At 70.9% G+C, this 21,822-nt stretch carries 20 protein-coding genes; 13 read left to right on the forward strand and 7 right to left on the reverse strand.

Annotated elements, in window-relative coordinates:
• Window positions 1–85: 85 nt before the first annotated feature.
• From BKN37_RS08310 to BKN37_RS08360, 11 genes are all read left to right on the forward strand, one after another.
• The gene (locus tag BKN37_RS08310; protein WP_207547218.1) at window positions 86–874 is read left to right on the forward strand and encodes a MerR family transcriptional regulator; all 789 of its coding nucleotides are present in this window, start codon (window positions 86–88) and stop codon (window positions 872–874) included.
• A 124-nt stretch (window positions 875–998) separates the two neighbouring features.
• Window positions 999–2,057, forward strand: coding sequence for an N-acetyl-gamma-glutamyl-phosphate reductase (gene argC / locus BKN37_RS08315; RefSeq protein ID WP_071024331.1), 1,059 nt, complete (start codon window positions 999–1,001; stop codon window positions 2,055–2,057).
• Window positions 2,054–3,256, forward strand: a complete 1,203-nt coding sequence (argJ, locus tag BKN37_RS08320) for a bifunctional glutamate N-acetyltransferase/amino-acid acetyltransferase ArgJ (protein ID WP_071024333.1) — start codon at window positions 2,054–2,056, stop codon at window positions 3,254–3,256. Before argC ends, argJ begins: the two co-directional genes overlap by 4 nt.
• Window positions 3,253–4,128 carry an acetylglutamate kinase gene (gene argB / locus BKN37_RS08325; protein WP_071024336.1) on the forward strand — a complete coding sequence of 292 codons (876 nt, stop codon included), beginning with the start codon at window positions 3,253–3,255 and terminating at the stop codon, window positions 4,126–4,128. Before argJ ends, argB begins: the two co-directional genes overlap by 4 nt.
• A complete protein-coding gene (locus BKN37_RS08330) occupies window positions 4,125–5,303 on the forward strand; it encodes an acetylornithine transaminase (RefSeq protein WP_071024338.1) in 1,179 nt (392 codons plus the stop codon). The genes argB and BKN37_RS08330 overlap by 4 nt, the downstream gene beginning before the upstream one ends.
• Window positions 5,296–6,222 (forward strand): ornithine carbamoyltransferase, encoded by a 927-nt coding sequence (gene argF, locus BKN37_RS08335; protein ID WP_071024340.1) that lies wholly within the window; start codon window positions 5,296–5,298, stop codon window positions 6,220–6,222. The genes BKN37_RS08330 and argF overlap by 8 nt, the downstream gene beginning before the upstream one ends.
• A complete protein-coding gene (locus BKN37_RS08340; RefSeq protein ID WP_071024342.1) occupies window positions 6,219–6,707 on the forward strand; it encodes an arginine repressor in 489 nt (162 codons plus the stop codon). Before argF ends, BKN37_RS08340 begins: the two co-directional genes overlap by 4 nt.
• Window positions 6,708–6,734: 27 nt before the next feature.
• Window positions 6,735–7,934: an argininosuccinate synthase gene (locus BKN37_RS08345; protein ID WP_071024344.1), complete on the forward strand. Its 1,200-nt coding sequence runs from the start codon at window positions 6,735–6,737 to the stop codon at window positions 7,932–7,934.
• An 85-nt stretch (window positions 7,935–8,019) separates the two neighbouring features.
• Window positions 8,020–9,432 (forward strand): argininosuccinate lyase, encoded by a 1,413-nt coding sequence (gene argH, locus BKN37_RS08350; RefSeq protein ID WP_071024346.1) that lies wholly within the window; start codon window positions 8,020–8,022, stop codon window positions 9,430–9,432.
• An 82-nt stretch (window positions 9,433–9,514) separates the two neighbouring features.
• Complete coding sequence (locus tag BKN37_RS30160; RefSeq protein ID WP_083341665.1) at window positions 9,515–11,245, forward strand: serine/threonine-protein kinase PknH/PknJ; 1,731 nt, start codon at window positions 9,515–9,517, stop codon at window positions 11,243–11,245.
• Window positions 11,242–11,739 carry an Rv0361 family membrane protein gene (locus BKN37_RS08360; RefSeq protein ID WP_131823544.1) on the forward strand — a complete coding sequence of 166 codons (498 nt, stop codon included), beginning with the start codon at window positions 11,242–11,244 and terminating at the stop codon, window positions 11,737–11,739. Before BKN37_RS30160 ends, BKN37_RS08360 begins: the two co-directional genes overlap by 4 nt.
• Here the strand turns inward: BKN37_RS08360 and BKN37_RS08365 are convergent, their stop codons facing one another.
• The 4 genes from BKN37_RS08365 to BKN37_RS08380 are packed head-to-tail and all read right to left on the reverse strand — an operon-like array spanning window position 11,740 to window position 16,459.
• Window positions 11,740–12,702 carry a Gfo/Idh/MocA family protein gene (locus tag BKN37_RS08365; protein ID WP_071024351.1) on the reverse strand — a complete coding sequence of 321 codons (963 nt, stop codon included), beginning with the start codon at window positions 12,700–12,702 and terminating at the stop codon, window positions 11,740–11,742.
• Window positions 12,699–13,766 (reverse strand): Gfo/Idh/MocA family oxidoreductase, encoded by a 1,068-nt coding sequence (locus tag BKN37_RS08370; RefSeq protein ID WP_242657147.1) that lies wholly within the window; start codon window positions 13,764–13,766, stop codon window positions 12,699–12,701. Before BKN37_RS08370 ends, BKN37_RS08365 begins: the two co-directional genes overlap by 4 nt.
• Before the next feature lie 53 nt (window positions 13,767–13,819).
• Window positions 13,820–15,601 carry an ABC-F family ATP-binding cassette domain-containing protein gene (locus BKN37_RS08375; RefSeq protein ID WP_071024353.1) on the reverse strand — a complete coding sequence of 594 codons (1,782 nt, stop codon included), beginning with the start codon at window positions 15,599–15,601 and terminating at the stop codon, window positions 13,820–13,822.
• Between the two features lie 30 nt (window positions 15,602–15,631).
• Window positions 15,632–16,459: an acyl-CoA thioesterase gene (locus tag BKN37_RS08380; RefSeq protein ID WP_071024356.1), complete on the reverse strand. Its 828-nt coding sequence runs from the start codon at window positions 16,457–16,459 to the stop codon at window positions 15,632–15,634.
• Between the two features lie 203 nt (window positions 16,460–16,662).
• On the opposite strand from BKN37_RS08380, the gene BKN37_RS08385 reads away from it, so the two are divergent.
• Together BKN37_RS08385 and BKN37_RS08390 are read left to right on the forward strand one after the other, a co-directional pair.
• Window positions 16,663–19,599 (forward strand): acyl-CoA synthetase, encoded by a 2,937-nt coding sequence (locus BKN37_RS08385; RefSeq protein WP_242657150.1) that lies wholly within the window; start codon window positions 16,663–16,665, stop codon window positions 19,597–19,599.
• 28 nt (window positions 19,600–19,627) lie between these two features.
• Entirely contained in the window at window positions 19,628–19,858 is a 231-nt protein-coding gene (locus tag BKN37_RS08390) for a Trm112 family protein (RefSeq protein ID WP_071024360.1), read from the forward strand.
• Here the strand turns inward: BKN37_RS08390 and BKN37_RS08395 are convergent.
• The 3 genes from BKN37_RS08395 to BKN37_RS08405 form a co-directional block, all read right to left on the reverse strand.
• On the reverse strand, window positions 19,824–20,444 hold the full coding sequence (locus BKN37_RS08395; protein ID WP_071024362.1) for a TetR/AcrR family transcriptional regulator: 621 nt from the start codon (window positions 20,442–20,444) through the stop codon (window positions 19,824–19,826). The two genes, BKN37_RS08390 and BKN37_RS08395, sit on opposite strands and share 35 nt — an antisense overlap.
• A gap of 2 nt (window positions 20,445–20,446) precedes the next feature.
• The gene (locus BKN37_RS08400; RefSeq protein WP_194074132.1) at window positions 20,447–21,265 is read right to left on the reverse strand and encodes an ABC transporter permease; all 819 of its coding nucleotides are present in this window, start codon (window positions 21,263–21,265) and stop codon (window positions 20,447–20,449) included.
• A partial coding sequence (locus tag BKN37_RS08405) for an ABC transporter ATP-binding protein (protein ID WP_071024366.1) occupies window positions 21,199–21,822 on the reverse strand: 624 nt, incomplete at its 5' end. The genes BKN37_RS08405 and BKN37_RS08400, both read right to left, overlap by 67 nt.

Below are 21,822 nucleotides of genomic sequence, written 5' to 3' on the forward strand. Positions count from 1 at the left end.
GTTCCCTTCGTCCGCTGCCTAGGCTAGGAACTCCAGTGCGGTGGAGGTTCAAGGGACTGTGACGGACGGCACAACCATCGGCGAGTTGTCGCGGCTCACCGGGGTACCGGTGCGGACGATCCGCTACTACTGCGATGAAGGCTTGCTAGAGGCACGTCGCAGCCCCGGTGGGCACCGCCTGTTCGACGCCTCCGCAATCGAGTCGCTGCTGCTGGTCCGGCGGCTCCGCGCCATCGGTCTCGGCCTGGGCGCCATCAGTGACGTCCTGGCGGCCCGGGTGACGATCGGTGAGGCGGTGGCCGCGGAGCGGGCCGCGGTCGAGGCCGAACTGAAAGTGCTGGCGTGGCGGCGGGCTTCGCTGGCTGCGGTCGAGCACGCAGCGCCGGACCAGCGGTCCGCCCGGCTGCAGGTGCTGTCCGCTGTGCCGGACGCAGCGATCGGGCGGGGCGTCGTCGTCGAGTTCTGGCGGCGGCTTTTCGCCGGCGCAATCTCGCCGGAAACATTCGAGGGTTTCGTGCAGATGACCGCGCCACCACCGCCGGCGGAGCCGAATCCGGCCGGCGTTGTCGCGTATGCAGAGCTTGTGGCCCTTGCCCAGCAGCGGGCGTTCGCCTCGATCATGGCCCGCCAGCTGTGGCGGTTCGAGCCGACAGCTATCAGCGATCGTCGCGGCCTCGTCACCGGTGTCGCCGAAGCCTGTGACATGGCCATGCCGCTGGTGCTCGCCGGGCGGCCGCCGTCACCGGGTCCCGCCGTCGACAGGTTCGTCGACGCCCACGCTCGAGCCCGCCGCGAAAAGGACACCCCGGAGTTCCGACGTGCCCTCATCGGGAACGCGGGCGTCGACAACGATCCGCGGATCGGTCGGTATTGAGATCTCGTCACCGAGATCGCCGGCGAGGCGGCTACCGTGGGCTCTGCCCAGCGCTGGCTGTTCGAGGCGCTCCGCCGTCCGGTGGCGCAGACCGTTTAATGAATTTGCATCTACGCGCATAATCATGCAGAATCGCGCAGTGACCAAAGCGATCAAGGTGGCGGTGGCCGGTGCCAGCGGGTACGCCGGCGGTGAGATCCTGCGACTGCTGTTGGGACACCCCGGCTATGCCGACGGCCGGCTGACGATCGGCGCGCTGACCGCGGCCGGCAACGCCGGCAGCACCCTGGGCGAGCAGCACCCCAACCTGATGCCGCTGGCCGACCGGGTGCTCCAACCCACCGAGGTGGACGTCTTGGCCGGCCACGACGTGGTGTTTCTCGGTCTGCCGCACGGGCATTCGGCGGTGCTGGCCGAACAACTCAGCCCCGACACCCTGGTGGTGGACTGCGGCGCGGACTTCCGGCTGGGCGACCCGACCGACTGGGAACGGTTCTACGGCTCCGCGCACGCCGGCACCTGGCCCTACGGGCTGCCCGAGCTGCCCGGGGCGCGCGAGCTGCTCACCGGCGCCCGGCGGATCGCGGTGCCGGGCTGCTACCCGACCGCGGCGCTGCTGGCGCTGTTCCCGGCGCTGGCGGCGGACCTGATCGAACCCAACGTCAACGTCGTTGCGGTCAGCGGCACGTCCGGCGCCGGCAAGGCCGCCAAGGTGGACCTGCTCGGCTCGGAGGTGATCGGCTCGGCGCGCGCCTACAACATCGGCGGCGCCCACCGGCACACCCCGGAGATCGGCCAGGGCCTGCGGGCGGTCACCCACCGCGACGTCACCGTCTCCTTCATCCCGGTGCTCATCCCGGCCTCACGGGGCATCCTGGCCACCTGCACCGCGAGAACCACGGCGCCGCTGTCCGAGCTGCGCGCCGCCTACGAAAAGGCCTACCACGCCGAGCCGTTCGTGCACCTGCTGCCCGAAGGACAGCTGCCCAAGACCGGATCGGTGCTCGGCAGCAACGCCGCCCACCTGGCGGTCGCGGTCGACGAGGACGCCTCGACGTTCATCGCGATCGCCGCGATCGACAACCTGGTCAAGGGCACCGGCGGTGCGGCGGTGCAGGCGATGAACCTGGCCCTGGGCTGGCCGGAGACCGAGGGGCTCTCGGTGGTGGGGGTGGCGCCGTGACCGACACCAGATTGCTGCGCGAGCAAGGCGTCACCGCGCCGGAAGGCTTCCGGGCCGCCGGAATCGCCGCCGGCATCAAGGCTTCCGGGGCGCCGGACCTGGCGCTGGTGTTCAACGAGGGGCCCGACTATGCGGCCGCCGGCGTGTTCACCAGCAACCAGGTCAAGGCGGCGCCGGTCCAATGGAGCCAACAGGTGCTCAAAAGCGGCCGGCTGCGGGCGGTGATCCTGAACTCGGGCGGCGCCAACGCGTGCACCGGCCCCGGAGGTTTCCAGGACACCCACGCCACCGCCGAGGCCGTCGCGGCCGCCCTGTCGGACTGGGGAACCGAAACCGGCGCGATCGAGGTGGCGGTCTGCTCCACCGGCCTGATCGGCGACCGGCTGCCGATGGACAAGGTGCTGGCCGGGGTCACCGAGATCGTGCACGAGATGGCCGGCGGGCTGGTCGGCGGCGACGAAGCCGCCCGCGCGATCATGACCACCGACACGGTGCCCAAACAGGTTGCGGTGCACCACAAGGACAACTGGACCCTGGGCGGGATGGCCAAGGGTGCCGGCATGCTGGCGCCGTCGCTGGCCACCATGCTGGTGGTGCTGACCACCGACGCCAAGGCCGACGCGGCGGCACTCGATCGGGCGCTGCGCCGGGCCGCCGCGCTGACGTTCGACCGCCTCGACATCGACGGCAGCTGCTCCACCAACGACACGGTGCTGCTGCTGGCGTCCGGTGCCAGCGAGATCACGCCCAGCCAGGACGACCTCGACGCCGCGGTGCTGGCCGCCTGCGACGACCTGTGCGCACAACTGCAAGCCGACGCCGAGGGCGTCACCAAGCGGGTGGCCATCACCGTCGCCGGCGCCGGCAGCGACGACGACGCGCTGATCGCCGCCCGGTGCATCGCCCGCGACAGCCTGGTGAAAACCGCGCTGTTCGGCTCCGACCCGAACTGGGGCCGGGTGCTGGCCGCGGTCGGGATGGTGCCGTTTGTGATCGATCCGGATGCGATCACGGTGTCCTTCAACGGCTCCCCGGTGTTCAGTGCCGGTGCGCCGATGCCCGGTGCCCGCGACGTCGACCTGTCCGGTGCCGACATCGACGTCACCGTGGAACTCAACCAAGGCTCCGGGCGCGCCGCGGTGCGCACCACCGACCTGTCGCACGCCTACGTCGAAGAGAACTCGGCGTATAGCTCATGACCGAACTGACCACCCACGACAAGGCCCAGGTGCTGGCCGAAGCGCTGCCGTGGCTCAAGCAGCTGCACGGCAAGATCGTCGTCGTCAAATACGGCGGTAACGCGATGACCGACGACACCCTCAAACGTGCCTTCGCCGCCGACATGGCGTTCCTGCGGAACTGCGGCATCCATCCGGTGGTGGTGCACGGCGGCGGCCCGCAGATCACCGCGATGCTGCAACGCCTCGGCATCGCCGGCGATTTCAAGGGCGGCTTCCGGGTCACCACCCCCGAGGTGCTCGACGTCGCGCGGATGGTGCTGTTCGGGCAGGTGGGCCGGGAACTCGTCGGGCTGATCAACGCGCACGGACCATACGCCGTCGGGATCACCGGTGAGGACGCGGCGCTGTTCACCGCGGTGCGGCGCAGCGTCACCGTCGACGGGGTGGCCACCGACATCGGGCTGGTCGGCGACGTCGACCAGGTCAACGCCGACGCGGTGCGGGATCTCATTGCGGCGCGCCGCATCCCGGTGGTGTCCACGCTGGCCCCGGACACCGACGGGGTGGTGCACAACATCAACGCCGACACTGCCGCCGCGGCGCTGGCCGAAGCGCTGGGCGCCGAAAAGCTGCTGATGCTCACCGACGTCGAGGGCCTCTACACCCGGTGGCCGGATGAGGATTCGCTGGTCAGCGAGATCGACACCGCGGCGCTGGCGCAGCTGCTGCCCGCGCTGCAGAGCGGGATGGTGCCCAAGGTCGAAGCCTGCCTGCGCGCCGTGTCCGGCGGGGTGCCCAGCGCCCACATCATCGACGGACGAGTCCAACACTGTGTCCTGGTGGAGCTGTTCACCGACGCGGGCACCGGAACCAAGGTGGTAAGCGGATGACGCTGCAAGACCGCTGGTCGGCGGTGATGATGAACAACTACGGCACGCCGCCGCTGGCGCTGGTCCGCGGCGACGGTGCGGTGGTGACCGACGAGGCCGGCAAGACCTACGTCGATCTGCTCGGCGGCATCGCGGTCAACGTGCTCGGGCACCGGCACCCGGCGGTGATCGAGGCCGTCACCACCCAGCTGAACACGTTGGGGCACACCTCGAATCTGTATGCCACCGAACCGGGAATCGCGTTGGCCGAGGCGCTGACCGACCACCTCGGCGCGCCGGCGCGGGTGTTCTTCTGCAACTCGGGCACCGAGGCCAACGAGGTGGCCTTCAAGATGTCCCGGCTCACCGGCAAGACGAAGATCGTTGCCGCCCAAGGGGGCTTCCACGGCCGCACGATGGGGTCGCTGGCGCTCACCGGCCAGCCCGACAAACGGGCGCCGTTCGAGCCGCTGCCCGGCGACGTCACCCACGTTCCCTACGGGGACACCAAAGCCCTTGCCGCCGCCGTCGATTCGACCACCGCGGCGGTGTTCCTGGAGCCGATCATGGGGGAGGGCGGCGTCGTCGTGCCGCCCGCCGGCTACCTGGCCGAGGCCCGCGGAATCACCGCCGCGCACGGTGCGCTGCTGGTGTTCGACGAGGTGCAGACCGGCATCGGGCGCACCGGGGCGTTCTACGCCCACCAGCACGACGGCATCACCCCGGACATCGTCACGCTGGCCAAGGGCCTCGGCGGCGGCCTGCCGATCGGCGCCTGCCTCGCGGTCGGCGCGGCCGGGGATCTGCTGACCCCGGGCAGCCACGGCAGCACCTTCGGCGGCAACCCGGTCTGCACCGCCGCCGCCCTGGCGGTGCTCACGGCGCTGGCCGACGGTGACCTGATCGCGCGGGCCGGGATGCTCGGCAAGTCACTGAGCCACGGCATCGAGGAACTGGGCCATCCGCTGGTCGACCAGGTGCGCGGCAAGGGCCTGCTGCAGGGCGTGGTGCTGACCGCGCCGAGCGCCAAGGCCGTCGAGCTGGCGGCGCGCGACGCCGGGTTCCTGGTCAACGCCGCCGCGCCGGGCGTGGTGCGACTGGCCCCGCCGCTGATCATCACCGAAGAACAGATCGACAGTTTCCTCGCCGCCCTGCCGGGCGTGCTCGACACCGCGCAGGAGGCCGCAGATGCCTAGACATTTCCTGCGCGACGACGACGTCACCCCGGCCGAGCAGGCCGAGATCCTGTCTCTGGCAGCACAACTGAAGGCCGAGCCGTTCAGCCGCCGGCCGCTGGAGGGCCCGCGCGGGGTCGCGGTGATCTTCGACAAGAACTCCACCCGCACCCGGTTCTCCTTCGAGATCGGCATCGCCCAACTCGGCGGGCACGCCGTCGTCGTCGACGGCCGATCCACCCAGCTGGGCCGCGACGAAACCCTGGAGGACACCGGGCGGGTGCTGTCCCGCTACGTCGACGCCATCGTGTGGCGCACCTTCGCCCAGGACCGGCTGACCGCGATGGCCAGCACGGCCACGGTGCCGATCGTCAACGCGCTCTCCGACGAATTCCACCCCTGCCAGGTGCTGGCCGACCTGCAGACCATCGCCGAACGCAAGGGCGCGCTCAACGGCCTGCGGCTGACCTACCTCGGTGACGGCGCGAACAACATGGCGCACTCGCTGCTGCTCGGCGGCGTCACCGCCGGCGTACACGTCACCGTCGCCGCCCCGGACGGATTCACCCCCGATCCGGCCGTCGTCGCCGCCGCCCAGCGGCGCGCCGCCGACACCGGCGCCTCGGTCACCGTCACCACCGATGCGGCCAAGGCCGCCGCCGGGGCCGATGTGCTGGTCACCGACACCTGGACCTCGATGGGCCAGGAGGACGACGGACTGGACCGGGTCGCGCCGTTTCGGCCCTACCAGATCAACGACGAACTCGTCGCGCTCGCTGACCCGGAAGTCACGGTGCTGCACTGCCTTCCGGCGCACCGCGGCGACGAGATCACCGATGCGGTGATCGACGGGCCGCGCAGCGCGGTGTGGGACGAGGCCGAGAATCGGCTGCACGCGCAGAAGGCGCTGCTGGTGTGGTTGGTGGAACGATCACGATGAGCCGACCGGAGAGCCCCGTGTCCCGGGTCGGCCGCCAAGCCCGCATCGTCGAGGTGCTGTCCGCGGAGCCGGTGCGCAGCCAGACCGAGCTGGCCGCGCTGCTGGCCGCCGACGGCATCGAGGTCACCCAGGCCACCCTGTCGCGCGACCTCGAGGAGTTGGGCGCGGTGAAGCTGCGCGGCGTCGACGGCGGGGCCGGGGTGTACGTCATTCCCGAGGACGGCAGCCCGGTGCGCGGGGTGTCCGGCGGCACCGACCGGCTCTGCCGGCTGTTGGGGGAGCTGCTGGTCTCCACCGACGCCACCGGGAACCTCGCCGTATTGCGCACCCCGCCCGGTGCGGCGGACTACCTGGCCAGCGCCATCGACCGGGCCGCGCTACCGTACGTCGTCGGCACCATCGCCGGGGATGACACCATCTTCGTGGCAGCGCGCGAGCCGATGACCGGCGCCGAGCTCGCGGCCGCCCTCAACGACCTGCAGTAGATAAGAGCACGAAGCAAGGAGAAGTCGATGTCCGAACGCGTCATCCTGGCGTATTCCGGTGGCCTGGACACCTCGGTGGCGATCAGCTGGATCGGCAAGGAGACCGGCCGCGAAGTCGTCGCCGTCGCCATCGACCTCGGCCAGGGTGGCGAGGACATGGAGGTGGTGCGCCAGCGGGCGCTGGACTGCGGGGCCGTCGAAGCCGTCGTTGTCGACGCCCGCGACGAGTTCGCCGAGGGCTACTGCCTGCCCACCATCCAGTCCAACGCGCTCTACATGGACCGCTATCCGCTGGTCTCGGCGATCAGCCGGCCGCTGATCGTCAAGCACCTGGTGGCCGCGGCCCGCGAGCACGGCGGCGGCACCGTCGCGCACGGCTGCACCGGCAAGGGCAACGACCAGGTTCGCTTCGAGGTCGGATTCGCCTCGCTGGCACCGGATCTCAAGGTGCTGGCCCCGGTCCGCGACTACGCCTGGACACGGGAGAAGGCGATCGCGTTCGCCGAGGAGAACGACATCCCGATCAACGTCACCAAACGCTCGCCGTTCTCGATCGACCAGAACGTGTGGGGCCGTGCGGTGGAGACCGGGTTCCTCGAGCACCTGTGGAACGCGCCGACCAAGGACGTCTACGACTACACCGAGGACCCGACGGTCAACTGGAACACGCCCGACGAGGTGATCATCGGCTTCGAGCGCGGGGTTCCGGTGTCGATCGACGGCAAGCCGGTGTCGGTGCTGGAGGCGATCGTCGAGCTCAACCGGCGCGCCGGCGCACAGGGCGTGGGACGGCTCGACGTGGTGGAGGACCGGCTGGTGGGGATCAAGAGCCGCGAGATCTACGAGGCGCCGGGCGCGATGGTGCTGATCGCCGCGCACACCGAGCTCGAGCACGTCACCCTGGAGCGCGAGCTGGGCCGGTTCAAGCGCCACACCGACCAGAAGTGGGCCGAGCTGGTGTACGACGGGCTGTGGTATTCGCCGCTGAAGTCGGCCCTGGAGTCGTTCGTCGCGCACACCCAGCAGCACGTGTCCGGTGAGGTGCGGCTGGTGCTGCACGGCGGGCACATCGCGGTGAACGGTCGCCGCAGCGCGCAGTCGCTGTACGACTTCAACCTGGCCACCTACGACGAGGGCGACACCTTCGACCAGACCGCCGCCCGCGGCTTCGTCGAGATCCACGGGTTGAGCTCGAAGATCTCCGCCCGCCGGGACCTGGGCTCGTGAGCCCCTGCCCGCCGCGCGAGCCGGAATCTGGCGACGCGACACGCCGATACCGCGTCGTGAAATTCCCACTCGGCGAGGGCGCGCGGTGAGCACCAACGAGGGGTCGCTGTGGGGCGGGCGGTTCGCCGAAGGCCCCGCCGCCGCGCTGGCCGCGCTGAGCAAGTCCACCCACTTCGACTGGGTGCTGGCCCCCTACGACATCGCCGCGTCGAAAGCCCACGCCAAGGTCCTGCACGCCGCCGGGCTGCTCACCGCCGAGCAGCGCGACGGGCTGCTGGCCGGGCTGGACAGCCTGGGCGCCGACGTCGCCGACGGCAGCTTCGGTCCGCTGGTCACCGACGAGGACGTGCACGGCGCGCTGGAACGGGGCCTGATCGACCGGGTCGGCGCTGACCTGGGCGGCCGGCTGCGGGCCGGGCGGTCGCGAAACGACCAGGTGGCCACGCTATTTCGGATGTGGCTGCGGGACGCGGTGCGCCGGGTGGCCGCCGGCGTGCTCGACGTCGTCGACGCGCTGGCCGCCCAGGCCGCCGCCCACCCGGACGCCATCATGCCCGGCAAGACCCACCTGCAGTCGGCGCAGCCGGTGCTGCTGGCGCACCACCTGCTGGCCCACGCCCACCCGCTGCTGCGCGACGTGGACCGGATCGCCGACTTCGACGCCCGGGCCGCGGTGTCGCCGTACGGATCCGGGGCGCTGGCCGGCTCCTCGCTGGGCCTGGACCCCGACGCCATCGCCGCGGAGCTCGGATTCGCCACGGCCGCCGACAATTCGATCGACGCCACGGCCGCCCGCGACTTCGCCGCCGAGGCCGCGTTCGTGTTCGCGATGATCGCTGTCGACCTGTCCCGGCTGGCCGAGGACATCATCCTGTGGAGCTCCACCGAATTCGGCTACGTCACCCTGCACGACTCGTGGTCGACCGGCAGCTCGATCATGCCGCAGAAGAAGAATCCCGACATCGCCGAACTGGCCCGCGGCAAATCCGGTCGGCTGATCGGCAACCTGACCGGGCTGCTGGCGACGCTGAAGGCGCAGCCGCTGGCCTACAACCGGGATCTGCAGGAGGACAAAGAGCCGGTCTTCGACTCGGTGGCGCAACTGGAGCTGCTGCTCCCGGCGCTGGCCGGCCTGGTGGGCACGCTGCGTTTCGACGTCGACCGGATGGCCGCGCTGGCGCCCGCCGGCTACACGCTGGCCACCGACATCGCCGAATGGCTGGTGCGCCAAGGCGTCCCGTTCCGCGTCGCCCACGAGACCGCCGGTGCGGCGGTGCGGGCCGCCGAACAGCGTGGTGTCGGGCTGGATCAGCTCACCGACGACGAGCTGGCCGCGCTCAGTCCCGATCTCACCCCGCAGGTGCGCGAGGTGCTGACCGTCGAGGGCTCGGTGTCCTCCCGCGACGCCCGCGGCGGCACCGCGCCGACCCAGGTGGCCGCCCAACTGGGCACGGTGCGCGCGGCCGCCGAACAGCTGCGGCACAAGCTGCGGCGCTGAGCGTAGCCATACCGGCTGCATCCACCGATCACCAAATCCGGTATGCGATACTCCTGACCGTGGCAAACGCTGGGCCGGGCGCGTGCTGACGGCCGGCACCGTGGTCGCCGGGTACCGCATCGAACGCGTCCTCGGCTCGGGCAGCGTGGGTACGGTGTACGCGGCGGCCCATCCGACGCTGCCGCGCTGGGACGCGGTGAAGATCATCTCCGCCGACCTGTCCCAGGACGCCGATTTCCGCGCCCGGTTCCTGCACGACGCCAACGCGGCCGCCGCGTTGACCCATCCGCAGATCGTGCCGGTGTACGGCCTGGGGCAGACCGACGACGGCCGGCTGTGGATCGCGTCGCAGTTCGTCGACGGCACCGACGCCGAGGCGGCGCTGCGCGCCGGCGCGATGACGCCGCAGCGCGCGGTGCACATCATCGGGCAGGTGGCCCAGGCACTCGATTTCGCCCACGCCCACCACGTCGTGCACCGCAACCTCAAACCGGCCAACTTTTTGCTGTCCGCCGGCGGGGGCCCGCACGAGTCGGTGCTGTTGGGCGACTTCGGCATTGGGCTCGCCCTGCACGATGTGGGGATGATGGAAGCCGAACCGGTGATGGCCACGGTCGCCTACGCCGCCCCGGAGACGCTGTCGGGACAGGCCTTTGACGGGCGCGCCGACGTGTATTCGTTGGGCTGCACGCTGTTTCGGCTGCTGACCGGCAAGACCCCGTTCCCGGCCGGGAAAGGCCCCGCCGCGGTGCTGATGGCGCACCTGCAGTCCCCGCCGCCGCGGATCACCGACCTGGTCGATGCATTACCGGCGGCGCTCGACGACGTGATCGCGACCGCGCTGGCCAAAGATCCCGCGGCGCGGTTCGGGTCGGCGAGCGCGCTGGCCGACGCCGCGGCCGCCGCGCTGCAGCAGGGGGCGCCGCCGGCCCCGGTGCCCAGCCAGGAGGTCAGCCCCTACCTGCGGTCGCCCACCCCGGCCGCGCCGCAGCACGGCGGCCCGGAAGTGGTCGTCACCTACGGCACCCCGGAACTCGCCGGGGGAGCGCCGGCGCGCGGGGCGCGACGGCGGCGGGGCGCCCTGATCGGCGGCGCGGTGGGCGCCGCGGTGCTGCTCGCCGCGACGATCACCGTGGTGGTGGCCTGGCCCCGCGGCGGGCCGTCGCCCGCCACCCCGGCATCGTCGACGGCAGCGCAGCGGCCACCGGCGGCGCAGGGGCCGCCGGCGACCGATGTGGCGGCTTCGGCGTTACGGTCAATCCTGTTGAGCGCCAGTGAGATACCGGGCAACACCGGCGACAGCGCGATGGTGCTCGAACAAGACGGCACCGAGTTGGGCGACGACGCCGCAATGATCGACAACCCGGCCTGCCTGAGCGCCTGGGCGCCGGCCCAACGGTCGACGTATGCCACGCCCAGCCCGGCCGGTGTGGCGGTGCAGGAGCTGCGGGCGCTGTACCAGAAGCCCTGGCAGCGCGGCGTGACCCAGGCCGTGCTGGCGTTCGGTTCGGTGGACGATGCGGGCCTCGCGCTGCAGCTGCAGCGCGCGGCGTGGGAACCGTGCGGGGGACAGACCGCCACCATCACGCCCCCCGGCGAGCCCGCGCAGCAGTGGCGGTTTGGCCAGCCGGTCAACAAGGCGGGGTCCTACACCGTGGAGGCCACCCTCACCGGCGGGGACGCGACCTGTCAGCACGGGATCGAGCTGCAGGGCAACGTCTTGATCGACATTCGCCAGTGCGGGACCACCGGGGCGATCGACGTGAGCGCGCTGGTCAACGCGACCGCCAACAAGGTACCGCGCCAGCAATGACCGACCGCCGCGCAGGGCCGCCGCCGCGACGCATGGTCGCGGTCACCGCGGCCGGCGTGGTCGTCGTCGCGGTGCTGACGTCGTGCGGTCGGGCCATTCCCGGCCACCCGATCGCGGTGTCGTCGCCGCCGACCACGTCGGCGGCGTCCGCGCCGGTCACCCCGGCGCCGCCCCCGCCGTCCGACGAAGACCAGGTGCGCCAGACGGTGATGGCGTTCCAGGATGCCTACAACACCCAAAAGTGGGATGACTACCTGGCGTTGATGTGCACGGCGATGCGGGACCGGTTCACCGACCCGGCGATGGACCTGCTGAAGAAGACGCGGGCCGCCCAAGGCCTGACCAACGTGACGGTCACCGGTGTCGACATCGACGGCGACGCCGCCACCGCGACGCTAGATGCGCAAAACGAGATGCTGGGCCGCAGGACCATTCAGCTCAAACTGGTCCGGGAGGACGGCTGGAAGGTGTGCGTGCTGGAGCCGGTGCGCTGATCAGGCCGGCGCCGGGCGGGCCGAGCCGGGCGCCGGCAGCTGGGACACCGGCTGGGCACGCCCGCTGCGCAGCGCGGCCAGCGCCGCCTCGGCGACGGCGTTGCCGGCATAGCCGTCGTAGGTCGACGGCCCGGTGATCGATCCGGCGGCCACCGCGGCCAGCCAGGCCGCGTTTTGGGAGCGGTAGGCACCGGCGAAGCGTTCGAACCAGCTGTCGGAGACCGGCGTCGGCGCGGCGAGGGTCAGGGTGCCGGCGCTGGCCAGAATGTCGCAGCCGATGTCGTAGCGCAGGCCTGGGCCCCGGCTCAACTCGACCACCCCCAGGATGCCCGACCGGGACGTCAGGGTGAGCAGCACGGTCAGCGCCGAGCCGCTGGCCTTGGCGGTGGCCGACACCTGCGCGATCTCGTCGCCGCTGAACCACCGGAACAGGTCGACATCGTGCGACGCCGTGCTCAGGATGAGCTTTTCGGCGTCGAAGTCGTTGACCACCAACGGGTTACGGTGGCGCTGGGTGATCAGCACGGGGTCGCCGACCCGTCCGGACCGCAGCACGTCGTGCATCCGGCGGTAATCGTCGTCGTAGCGCCGCATGTAGCCGACCTGGACGAGCCGGCGGCCGTGGGCGTGTTCGGCGTCGACCAACCGCCGCGAATCATCGGCCGATGCGGTCAGCGGCTTCTCGCACAGCACGTAGATGCCCCGCGCGATGCAGGCGTCCACGATGCCGTGGTGGGTGTCGTCGGTGGTGGCGACCACCGCCGCGTCCACGCCGGCGGTGCGGGCGCAGTCCAGCGGGTCGTGGAAGACGGTCGCCGAGGGCACCCGCGCTCCGGCGCGGTCGGCGAACGGTGCATGCGCGTCGGCGACGGCGGTGATCTGCACCCGGGGCGCCAGGGCGGCGAACATCTCCAGGTGTTCCATGCCCATGTTGCCCAGCCCGATCAGGGCCAACCGGATCATGCGGGCACGTCCGTCCAGGCGCCGCTGCGCACCGAGGCGGCGACCGCGTCGTGAATCGTGGCCGCCCGCAACCCGTCACCGAACAGCGGCAACCCGTCGGGGGCCGCCCCGGTGCGGACCGCGTCATACACGTCGGCGACGAAGAGGTTGAAGCAGTCCTGATAACCCTGCGGATGCCCGCTGGGCAGCAACGAATACCGGGCGCTGCCCGCAGCCAAGGACTCGGTGTCGCGGGCCAGCACGCTGGTGGCCTGCAGCCCGCCGATGATGAGCTGGTCGGGGTGTTCCTGATCGAACTGCACGGCCGTCTCGGGGCCGTCGAAGGAGAACGACAGCTGGTTCTTGCGGCCCGGCGAGGTTTGGCTGACCACGACGCTGCCGACCGCGCCCCGGTCGGTGCGGAACATGACGACCGCACCGTCGTCGCGGCGGCCCAGCCCGGGCGCACTGGCCTCGGCCGCGCACACGGCGGTGATCCGTTGCCCGGTCACGAATTCCATCAGGTCACACCAGTGCGAGCCGATATCGGCGAACGTCATCGACACCCCGCTTTGCGCCGGGTCCGAACGCCACCCCGCCGGATCATGTTTGGCCATGTAGTCCTGCAGGTAGCCGCCGTGCATCAGCCACACCGGCGCATCGGCCAGCCGCGCCCGGGCTTCGCGCACCATCGGATAGAACCGGTAGATGAACGGCACCGCGGCCACCGCGGTGCTTTTCGCCGCCGCCTGCACCAGCGCCTGTGCGTCGGGCAGCGAGGTGGCCAAAGGCTTTTCGCAGATGACGTGTTTGCCCGCGGCCAGCGCGGCCGCGGTCTGCGCATAGTGCAGGGCGTTGGGGGTGCAGACGTGCACCACGTCGACGTCGTCGGCGACGAGGATCTCCTGGACGGTGGCCGGGCGCTGCGCGCCGAGCCGGTCGGCGGCGGCCGCACTGCGCGCCGGGGTGCTGGCGCAGACCGCGGCCAGCTGCCCGCCGGCGCGTTGCACGGCGTGGGCGTGCACCGAGCCGACCATGCCGGTGCCGATGATCGCACTACGCAGACTGCGGGTAGGGGTGACCACGGCTCTCCTCGCGTCCCGGATGCGACGTTGTAACGGTAGTGGGCGCCGCCGGGCTACTCGACGATTTCGGAGAGCTCCAACCAGCGGCTCTCCTTAGCCGCGACCTCGTCCTCCAGCTCGCGCAACTCCTGCGTCAGCCGGGCGAGCCCCACGTGGTCGGTGTGGTCATGCTCGGCGAGTTCGTGATGCTTGGCGGCGATCCGCTCGGCCAGCCGGGCCAACGCCCGGTCGATGGCCGCGATCTCTTTTTCGATCGCGCGCAGCTCAGCGCCGGAAACTGTTGCGGCCGAAGGTGTCACGGACGGTGCGGCGGGCTCCGGGCTCGCCGCCCGCACCGCCGCGGCCAGCCGCAGGTATTCGTCGACGCCGCCGGGCAGGTGCCGCAGCCGGCCGTCGAGGATCGCGTACTGCTGATCGGTGACCCGCTCCAGCAGGTACCGGTCGTGCGAGACCACGATCAAGGTGCCCGGCCAGGAGTCCAGCAGATCCTCGGTCGCGGCCAACATGTCGGTGTCCACATCGTTGGTGGGCTCGTCGAGCACCAGCACATTCGGCTCGGCCAGCACGGTGAGCATCAGCTGCAGCCGGCGCCGCTGCCCCCCGGAGAGCTCACCGACCCGCGCCGACAGCTGGCCGCGGGCGAACCCCAACCGCTCCAACAGCTGGGCCGGGGTCAGCTCCCGCCCGTCGACCTGGTAGCCGGCGCGCAGCCGACCCAGCACGTCGGCGACCCGATCCTGCGCCAGCGAGACCAGTTCGGTGGACTGCTGATCCAGCATCGCCAGCCGAACGGTCTTGCCGCGCTTGACCCGCCCGGTGTCGGGCTGCACGGCCCCGGCGATCAACCCCAGCAGGGTGGACTTGCCGGCGCCGTTGGCACCCACGATCCCGCTGCGTTCACCCGGCCCGATCCGCCACTCGACGTCGCGCAGCACCGGGCGGCCGTCGAACGCGACCGACACGTCCAGCAGGTCGATGACCTCCTTGCCCAGCCGCGCGGTCGCCAGCTTCGCCAGCTCGACGGTGTTGCGCAGCGGCGGCACGTCGGCGATCAGCTGGTTGGCGGCCTCGATCCGGAACTTCGGTTTCGACGTGCGGGCCGGTGCGCCGCGGCGCAGCCAGGCCAGCTCCTTGCGCATCAGGTTCTGCCGCTTGGCCTCGGCCGCGGCGGCCACCCGGTCCCGCTCCACCCGGGCCAGCACATAGGCCGCGTACCCGCCCTCGAACGGCTCCACGATCCCGTCGTGCACTTCCCACGTCGTGGTGGCTACCTCGTCGAGGAACCAGCGGTCGTGGGTCACCAGCAGCAGCCCGCCGGTGTTGCGGGCCCAGCGGCCCCGCAGATGGCCGGCCAGCCAGGTGATGCCCTCGATGTCGAGGTGGTTGGTGGGCTCGTCGAGGGCGATCACATCCCAGTCGTGCACCAGCAGCGCGGCCAACTGCACCCGACGCCGCTGGCCGCCGGACAGGGTGGCGATCGTTGCCTCCCAGGCGATATCGGACACCAGCCCCGACACCACGTCGCGGACCCGCGGGTTGGCCGCCCACTCGTGGTCGGCCCGATCGCCGACCAGCGTCCACCCGACCGTGCGCGCCGGGTCGAGGGTGTCGGTTTGGTCCAGGGCGCCGACCCCTAAACCGCTGCGCTGGGTCACTCGCCCCGAATCCGGCCGCACCCGACCCGTGAGCAACCCCAGCAGGGTGGATTTGCCGTCGCCGTTGCGGCCCACGATGCCGATCCGGGCGCCGTCGTTGACGCCCAGGCTTACCGACTCGAACACGACCTGGGTCGGGTATTCCAGATGGACCGCCTCGGCCCCCAACAGGTGTGCCACCGGGCAGACCTTAGACGACGACGCGGGCCGTCACAGCCGCCACAGCGCTTCCTGGGTGGTGCTGGCGATCAACGTGCCGGACGCGTCGTACAGCGACCCGACCGCCAGGCCCCGCGCGTCGGCGTTGTTGACCGAGCCGACTTCGTAGCGGTGCCACGCGTTGGGCCAAAACGGTCGGTGGAACCACACCGCGTGATCCAGGCTGGTGGTGAATCCGACGCCCGGCACCACCGGGATGCCGGGTGGTCGCGCCGCCGGCACCGGGCCGAAATCGGACATGAAGGTCAACGCGCAGGCGCGCAGCAGCGGGTCGTCCTCGATCGGGTCGCGGACCCGGATCCAAAACGGCGGCACCGCGAACGGGGACACATCGTCGGGACTGGTGCGGATCTCGAACCGGTCGGCGAATTCGATGGCCGGATGTTTGGGCGCCGCCTCGTCCAGGGAGATGGCGGGCGCGCGGGGCGGATGCCAATCGGCGCCGGGCTCGGGTCGGTGAAACGAGGCGATCATCTCCAGGATGACCGCGTCGTCCTGGCGGGCCGTGACCCGCCGGGTGTCGAACGAGCGTCCGGTGCGGGTGCGTTCCACCTGCAACTCGACGTCGACGCCGTAGCGGCCGCCGCGCACGAAATACAGGTGCAGCGACTGCGGAAGTTTGTCCGCGTCCACGGTTGCGCCGGCGGCGCCGAGCGCCTGGGCGGCGATGAGCCCGCCGAACAGCCGCGGTGCGGGTCCGCGGTCGGAGCTGGCCGCCACGAAGGTGTCGCCGTCGCGGTCGAACCGCAGCAACCGGGCGACCCAACTTGGCTCGTCGGGGCGCCCGCCTCGGGTGCGCGCGTGTTCGGTGGCCGTCATCGATTGCTCAGCCTATCCACCGCTTGGTTGGGGGGTGTGGCGGGGATCGCCGGTCCTCCGCTGGCAGAACGCGCCAACCCGGCGTCGAACGGGCCTTATGATGTGCAGGCCATCAGGCCAAATTTGCGGCGGCAACATTAACCCAGGGGAGCGCGCGGGTGGAGCTGAAACTGTCGGCGGTCAAGCGACCGATCGAGCGTCTGATGGCCACCGCGCAAAACGGCCTGGAGGTGTTGCGGCTGGGGGGTCTGGAGACCGGCACGGTGCCGTCGCCGTTCCAGATCGTCGAGAGCGTGCCGATGTACAAGCTGCGCCGCTACTTCCCGCCGGACAACCGACCCGGTCAGCCGCCCGCCGGCCCGCCGGTGCTGATGGTGCATCCGATGATGATGTCGGCCAACATGTGGGACGTCACCCGGGACGACGGTGCGGTCGGCATCCTGCACGCCGCCGGCATCGATCCCTGGGTCATCGACTTCGGCTCGCCCGACGAGGTCGAGGGCGGGATGCGCCGCAACCTGGCCGACCACGTTGTCGCGCTCAGCGAGGCGATCGACACGGTCAAGGACACCACCGGCCGCAACGTGCATGTGGCGGGGTACTCCCAAGGCGGCATGTTTTGCTATCAGGTGGCGGCGTTCCGCCGGTCCAAAGACCTCGCCAGCATCGTGGCGTTCGGCTCCCCGGTGGACACCTTGGCCGCGGTGCCGATGGGGCTGCCGCCCAACCTTGCCGCCGGCACCGCCAACTTCATGGCCGACCACGTGTTCAGCAGGATGGACATCTCGGGCTGGATGGCGCGCACCGGATTTCAGCTGATGGATCCGCTCAAGACCGCCAAGGCGCGCATCGACTTCCTGCGGCAACTGCACGATCGGGAGGCGTTGCTGCCGCGCGAACAGCAGCGTCGCTTCCTGGACTCGGAAGGCTGGATCGCCTGGTCGGGGCCGGCGATCGCCGAGCTGCTCAAACAATTCATCGCCCACAACCGGATGATGACCGGCGGTTTCGCCATCCACGGGCAACTGGTCACCCTGACCGACATCACCTGCCCGGTGCTGGCCTTCGTCGGCGAGGTCGACGACATCGGCCAACCCGCGGCGGTGCGCGGCATCCGGCGCGCCGCACCGGACGCCGACGTCTACGAATACCTGCTGCGGGCCGGGCATTTCGGGCTGGTGGTGGGGTCCAAGGCGGCCGAGGAAACCTGGCCGACCGTCGCCGGCTGGGTGCAGTGGCTGTCCGGCGACGGGCCGCAACCGGTCGGGGTGGCGCCGATGGCCGACCAACCCGACGAACCCTCCGACAGCGGGGTGGCGATCAGCTCGCGGGTGGCCCACGGTCTCGGGGAGGCCTCCGAGGTGGCGCTGGCGCTGGCCCGCGGGGCGGCCGAAGCCGTGGTGGCGGCGAACAAGTCGGTGCGCACCTTGGCGCTGGAGACGGTGCGCACCCTGCCCCGGCTGGCCCGGCTGGGCCAGATCAACGACCACACCCGGATCTCGTTGGGCCGCATCATCGGTGAGCAGGCCAACGACGCCCCGAGCGGCGAATTCCTGCTGTTCGACGGCCGGGTGCACACCTACGAAGCCGTCGACCGCCGGATCAACAACGTCGTTCGCGGCCTGATCCAGGTGGGGGTGCGCCAGGGCGTGCACGTCGGGGTGCTGATGGAGACCCGGCCTTCTGCCCTGGTTGCCATCGCCGCCCTGTCCCGGCTGGGCGCGGTCGCCGTGCTGATGCCGCCCGACGGCGACCTGGCCGAGGCGGCCCGGATCGGGGGAGTGGCCGAGATCCTGACCGACCCCACCAATCTCGACGCGGCGCGCCAATTGCCGTGCCAGGTCCTGGTTCTCGGCGGCGGGGAGTCGCGGGACCTGCACCTGCCCGACGACGCCGACGTGATCGATATGGAGCAGATCGACCCGGACGCCGTCGAACTGCCCGGCTGGTACCGGCCCAACCCGGGCCTGGCGCGGGACCTGGCGTTCGTCGCGTTCAGCACCGCCGGCGGGGAGCTGGTCGCCAAGCAGATCACCAACTACCGCTGGGCGTTGTCGGCGTTCGGTACCGCCTCGACGGCCGCGCTGGGCCGCAGCGACACGGTGTACTGCCTGACCCCGCTGCACCACGAGTCCGGGCTGTTGGTCAGCCTCGGCGGCGCCGTGGTCGGCGGTGCCCGCATCGCGCTGTCGCGGGGTTTGCAGCCGGACCGGTTTGTCGCCGAGGTGCGCCAATACGGCGTCACCGTGGTGTCCTACACCTGGGCGATGCTGCGCGACGTGATCGACGACCCCGGGTTCGTGTTGCACGGCAACCACCCGGTGCGATTGTTCATCGGCTCGGGCATGCCCACCGGGCTGTGGCGGCGGGTGGTGGAGGCGTTCGCGCCGGCCCACGTGGTCGAATTCTTCGCCACCACCGACGGGCAGGCGGTGCTGGCCAACGTGTCCGGCGCCAAGGTCGGCAGCAAGGGCCGGCTGCTGCCCGGCGCCGGCCACGTCGAACTGGCCGCCTACGACCCCGATCACGACCTGATTCTGGAAACCGAGCAGGGGTTCGTGCAGGTCGCCGAGACCAACCAGGTCGGGGTGCTGCTCGCGCAGCCCCGCGGCCCGATCGATCCGAGCGCGTCGGTCAAACGCGGCGTGTTCGCCCCCGCCGACACCTGGATCTCCACCGAATACCTGTTCCGGCGCGACGCCGACGGCGACTACTGGATGGTGGGCGGGCGCGGTTCGGTGATCCACACCGCGCGCGGCACCGTCTACCCGGTGGCGATCACCGACGCCCTGGGCCTGATCACCGGTGTCGATCTGGTGGCGACCTACCCGGTCTCGGTGCACGGTCAGCAGGTGGCGGTGTCGGCGGTGACCCTGCGCCCGGGCGCGACGATCACCGCCGCGGACCTCATCGAGGCGGTGGCCGGCATGCCCGTCGGGCTGGGCCCCGACATCGTGCACGTGGTGCCCGAGCTGGCGCTGAGCGCCGTCTACCGTCCCGCGGTCGCCGCGTTGCGCGCCGCGGGCATCCCCAAAGCGGGACGGCAGACCTGGTACTTCGACGCCGAGGCCAATCAGTTCAAGCGGCTGACCGCCGCGGTGCGCACCGAGCTGTTCGACGGCGCCGTGCAGCACGGCTGACACCGGTGCCCCCGCGGTAGGCTGCGGCATGCCCTCTGATCGGCACACGCTGCCGCCGGACCTGTTGAGCATCGTGGTCTGCCCCGCCGACCGCGGTCCGCTGCTGCTGATCGATGACCTGCTGTACAACCCGCGGCTGCACCGCGCCTACCGCATCGACGACGGCATCCCGGTGCTGCTGGTCGACGAGGCCCGCGACGTGGACGACGACGAGCACGCCCGGCTCATGGCGCGGGCAGCTCCGGCGGATCCCCGGTGAGATAGCGCTGCAGATTCGGCGCGATCGTCGCCGCGAGCTGCTCGGCCGGCAGCGAGGCGAACGGCTCCAGTTTCAGGATGTAGCGCACCACCACCACCCCCATCAATTGGGACGCCACGAATTGCACTCGCACCGGGCCGGTTCCGGGCGGGTCGTCGACGCGCGGCCCCACCTCGGCGGTGATCACGTCTTGCAGAAACGTGCGGATCAGGCCGACCTCGTCGTCGGCCAGGATCGATCGCAACCGGGCGATAAAACCCAACCCCGCCTCGGAATCCCACAGCGGCACTAGCAGCGACGGCAGCGTGTAACCCAGCCGGTCGACCGGGGTCTCCCGCAGCGGCCCGATCACCTGCATCGGATCGATCGGGATCTCGATCGCCGCGGCGAACAGCTGCTGTTTGGTGCCGAAGTAGTGATGCACCAGCGCCGAGTCCACCCCGGCGGCGGTGGCCACCGACCGGATCGAAGTGTTGGCAAACCCGTTGCGGGCGAACAACTCGCGGGCCTCGGTCAGGATCCGGTCGCGGGTGTCGGAGGCGCCCGGCGGCCGGCCGGGACGCTTGCGACGCGCAGCGGCAGCCATCGTTACGGGGTCCGCCGGCGCAATGTCGCCGCCGCCAGCCCCAGCGCGGCGATCGCGAAACCCAGCACGACCACGATGTCGCGCACCGCGATCCCAGTCAGCTCCGGATGCGCCCCCACCTGCTGCAGCGCCTCCAGCGCGTAACTGGCGGGCAGCACGTTGCTGATCCACTGCAGCCAGGTCGCCATCAGCGCGCGGGGCACGATGATGCCGGCCAGCAGCAGCTGCGGCACCATGATCAGTGGGATGAACTGCACGGCCTGAAACTCGGTGCGGGCGAAGGCGCTACACAACAAGCCCAGCCCCACCCCGAGCACCGCGTTGACGATCGCGATGACAAACACCCACACCGGGCTGCCGGCGGTGTCGAAGCCGAGCAACCAAAACGCCACGATGCACGCCAGGGTGGCCTGTATCGCCGCCGCGATCGAGAACGCGGTTCCGTAGGCGATCAGCAGGTCGAACCGGCGCAGCGGCGTGGTCAGGATGCGCTCGAGGGTGCCCGACGCCCGTTCCCGCTGCATCGTGATCGACGTGATGATGAACATCACGAACAGCGGGAAGATGCCCAGCAGGATCAGGCAGGCGGTGTTGAACGGCGACGGGGTGCCGGGGCGGTGCGGGGCATTCTCGAACATGAAGTACATCAACGTGATGACCAGCACCGGCACCAACAGGATCATCGCCACGCTGCGCCGGTCGGCGGCCAGCTGGCGCAGGATCCGGGTGGTGGTCGCGGTGTATCCCCGCAGCCCTACCCGGCTTGCGGCGCGGTGCTGCGGGTGATCATGGACAGGAACGCGTCCTCCAGTGACGGACATCCGGTGTCCTCTCGTAGTTGGGTTCCGGTGGTGTGGGCCACCAGATGACCGTCACGCATCAGCAACAGGTCATCGCAGTGGTCGGCCTCGTCCAGCACGTGGCTGGACACCAGCAGGGTGATGCCGTCGCGGGCCAGGGTGGCGAACTGGCGCCACAGATCCACCCGCAACACCGGATCCAGGCCCACCGTGGGCTCGTCGAGCACCAGCAGGTCGGGTTGGCACACCAGCGCGCACGCCAGCGACACCCGGGTGCGCTGACCCCCGGACAGGTTCGCGCAATAGGCGGTGGCGTGATCGGTCAGGCCCACCCGGTCGATGGCGGTGTCGGCGGCGCCGGTGTCGAACCCGTACAGCGACGCGAAATAGCGGACGTTGTCGAGGATGCGCAGATCGTCGTAGATGGTCGGGTCCTGCGGCATGTAGCCCACCCGGCGGCGCAGCGGGGCGGTGCCGGCCGGTTTTCCCAGCACGGTCACCGTCCCGGAGGTGACGATCTGGGTGCCGACGATGCACCGCATCAGGGTGGTCTTGCCGCAACCGGACGGGCCGAGCAG

The organism is Mycobacterium talmoniae, from assembly GCF_001854525.1.
GTDB classification, from domain to species: Bacteria; Actinomycetota; Actinomycetes; order Mycobacteriales; family Mycobacteriaceae; genus Mycobacterium; species Mycobacterium talmoniae.

Excerpts from the sequence above, each read along its gene's own strand:
- BKN37_RS08330 (WP_071024338.1), top strand. The coding sequence starts at position 4,125 with ATGACGCTGCAAGACCGCTGGTCGGCGGTGATGATGAACAACTACGGC.
- BKN37_RS08345 (WP_071024344.1), top strand. The coding sequence starts at position 6,735 with ATGTCCGAACGCGTCATCCTGGCGTATTCCGGTGGCCTGGACACCTCG.
- BKN37_RS08390 (WP_071024360.1), top strand. The coding sequence starts at position 19,628 with ATGCCCTCTGATCGGCACACGCTGCCGCCGGACCTGTTGAGCATCGTG.
- argB (WP_071024336.1), top strand. The coding sequence starts at position 3,253 with ATGACCGAACTGACCACCCACGACAAGGCCCAGGTGCTGGCCGAAGCG.
- argF (WP_071024340.1), top strand. The coding sequence starts at position 5,296 with ATGCCTAGACATTTCCTGCGCGACGACGACGTCACCCCGGCCGAGCAG.
- BKN37_RS08400 (WP_194074132.1), bottom strand. The coding sequence starts at position 21,265 with ATGTCCGTCACTGGAGGACGCGTTCCTGTCCATGATCACCCGCAGCAC.
- BKN37_RS08340 (WP_071024342.1), top strand. The coding sequence starts at position 6,219 with ATGAGCCGACCGGAGAGCCCCGTGTCCCGGGTCGGCCGCCAAGCCCGC.
- argC (WP_071024331.1), top strand. The coding sequence starts at position 999 with ATGCAGAATCGCGCAGTGACCAAAGCGATCAAGGTGGCGGTGGCCGGT.
- BKN37_RS08365 (WP_071024351.1), bottom strand. The coding sequence starts at position 12,702 with ATGATCCGGTTGGCCCTGATCGGGCTGGGCAACATGGGCATGGAACAC.
- BKN37_RS08380 (WP_071024356.1), bottom strand. The coding sequence starts at position 16,459 with ATGACGGCCACCGAACACGCGCGCACCCGAGGCGGGCGCCCCGACGAG.
- BKN37_RS08385 (WP_242657150.1), top strand. The coding sequence starts at position 16,663 with ATGGCCACCGCGCAAAACGGCCTGGAGGTGTTGCGGCTGGGGGGTCTG.
- BKN37_RS08360 (WP_131823544.1), top strand. The coding sequence starts at position 11,242 with ATGACCGACCGCCGCGCAGGGCCGCCGCCGCGACGCATGGTCGCGGTC.
- BKN37_RS08395 (WP_071024362.1), bottom strand. The coding sequence starts at position 20,444 with ATGGCTGCCGCTGCGCGTCGCAAGCGTCCCGGCCGGCCGCCGGGCGCC.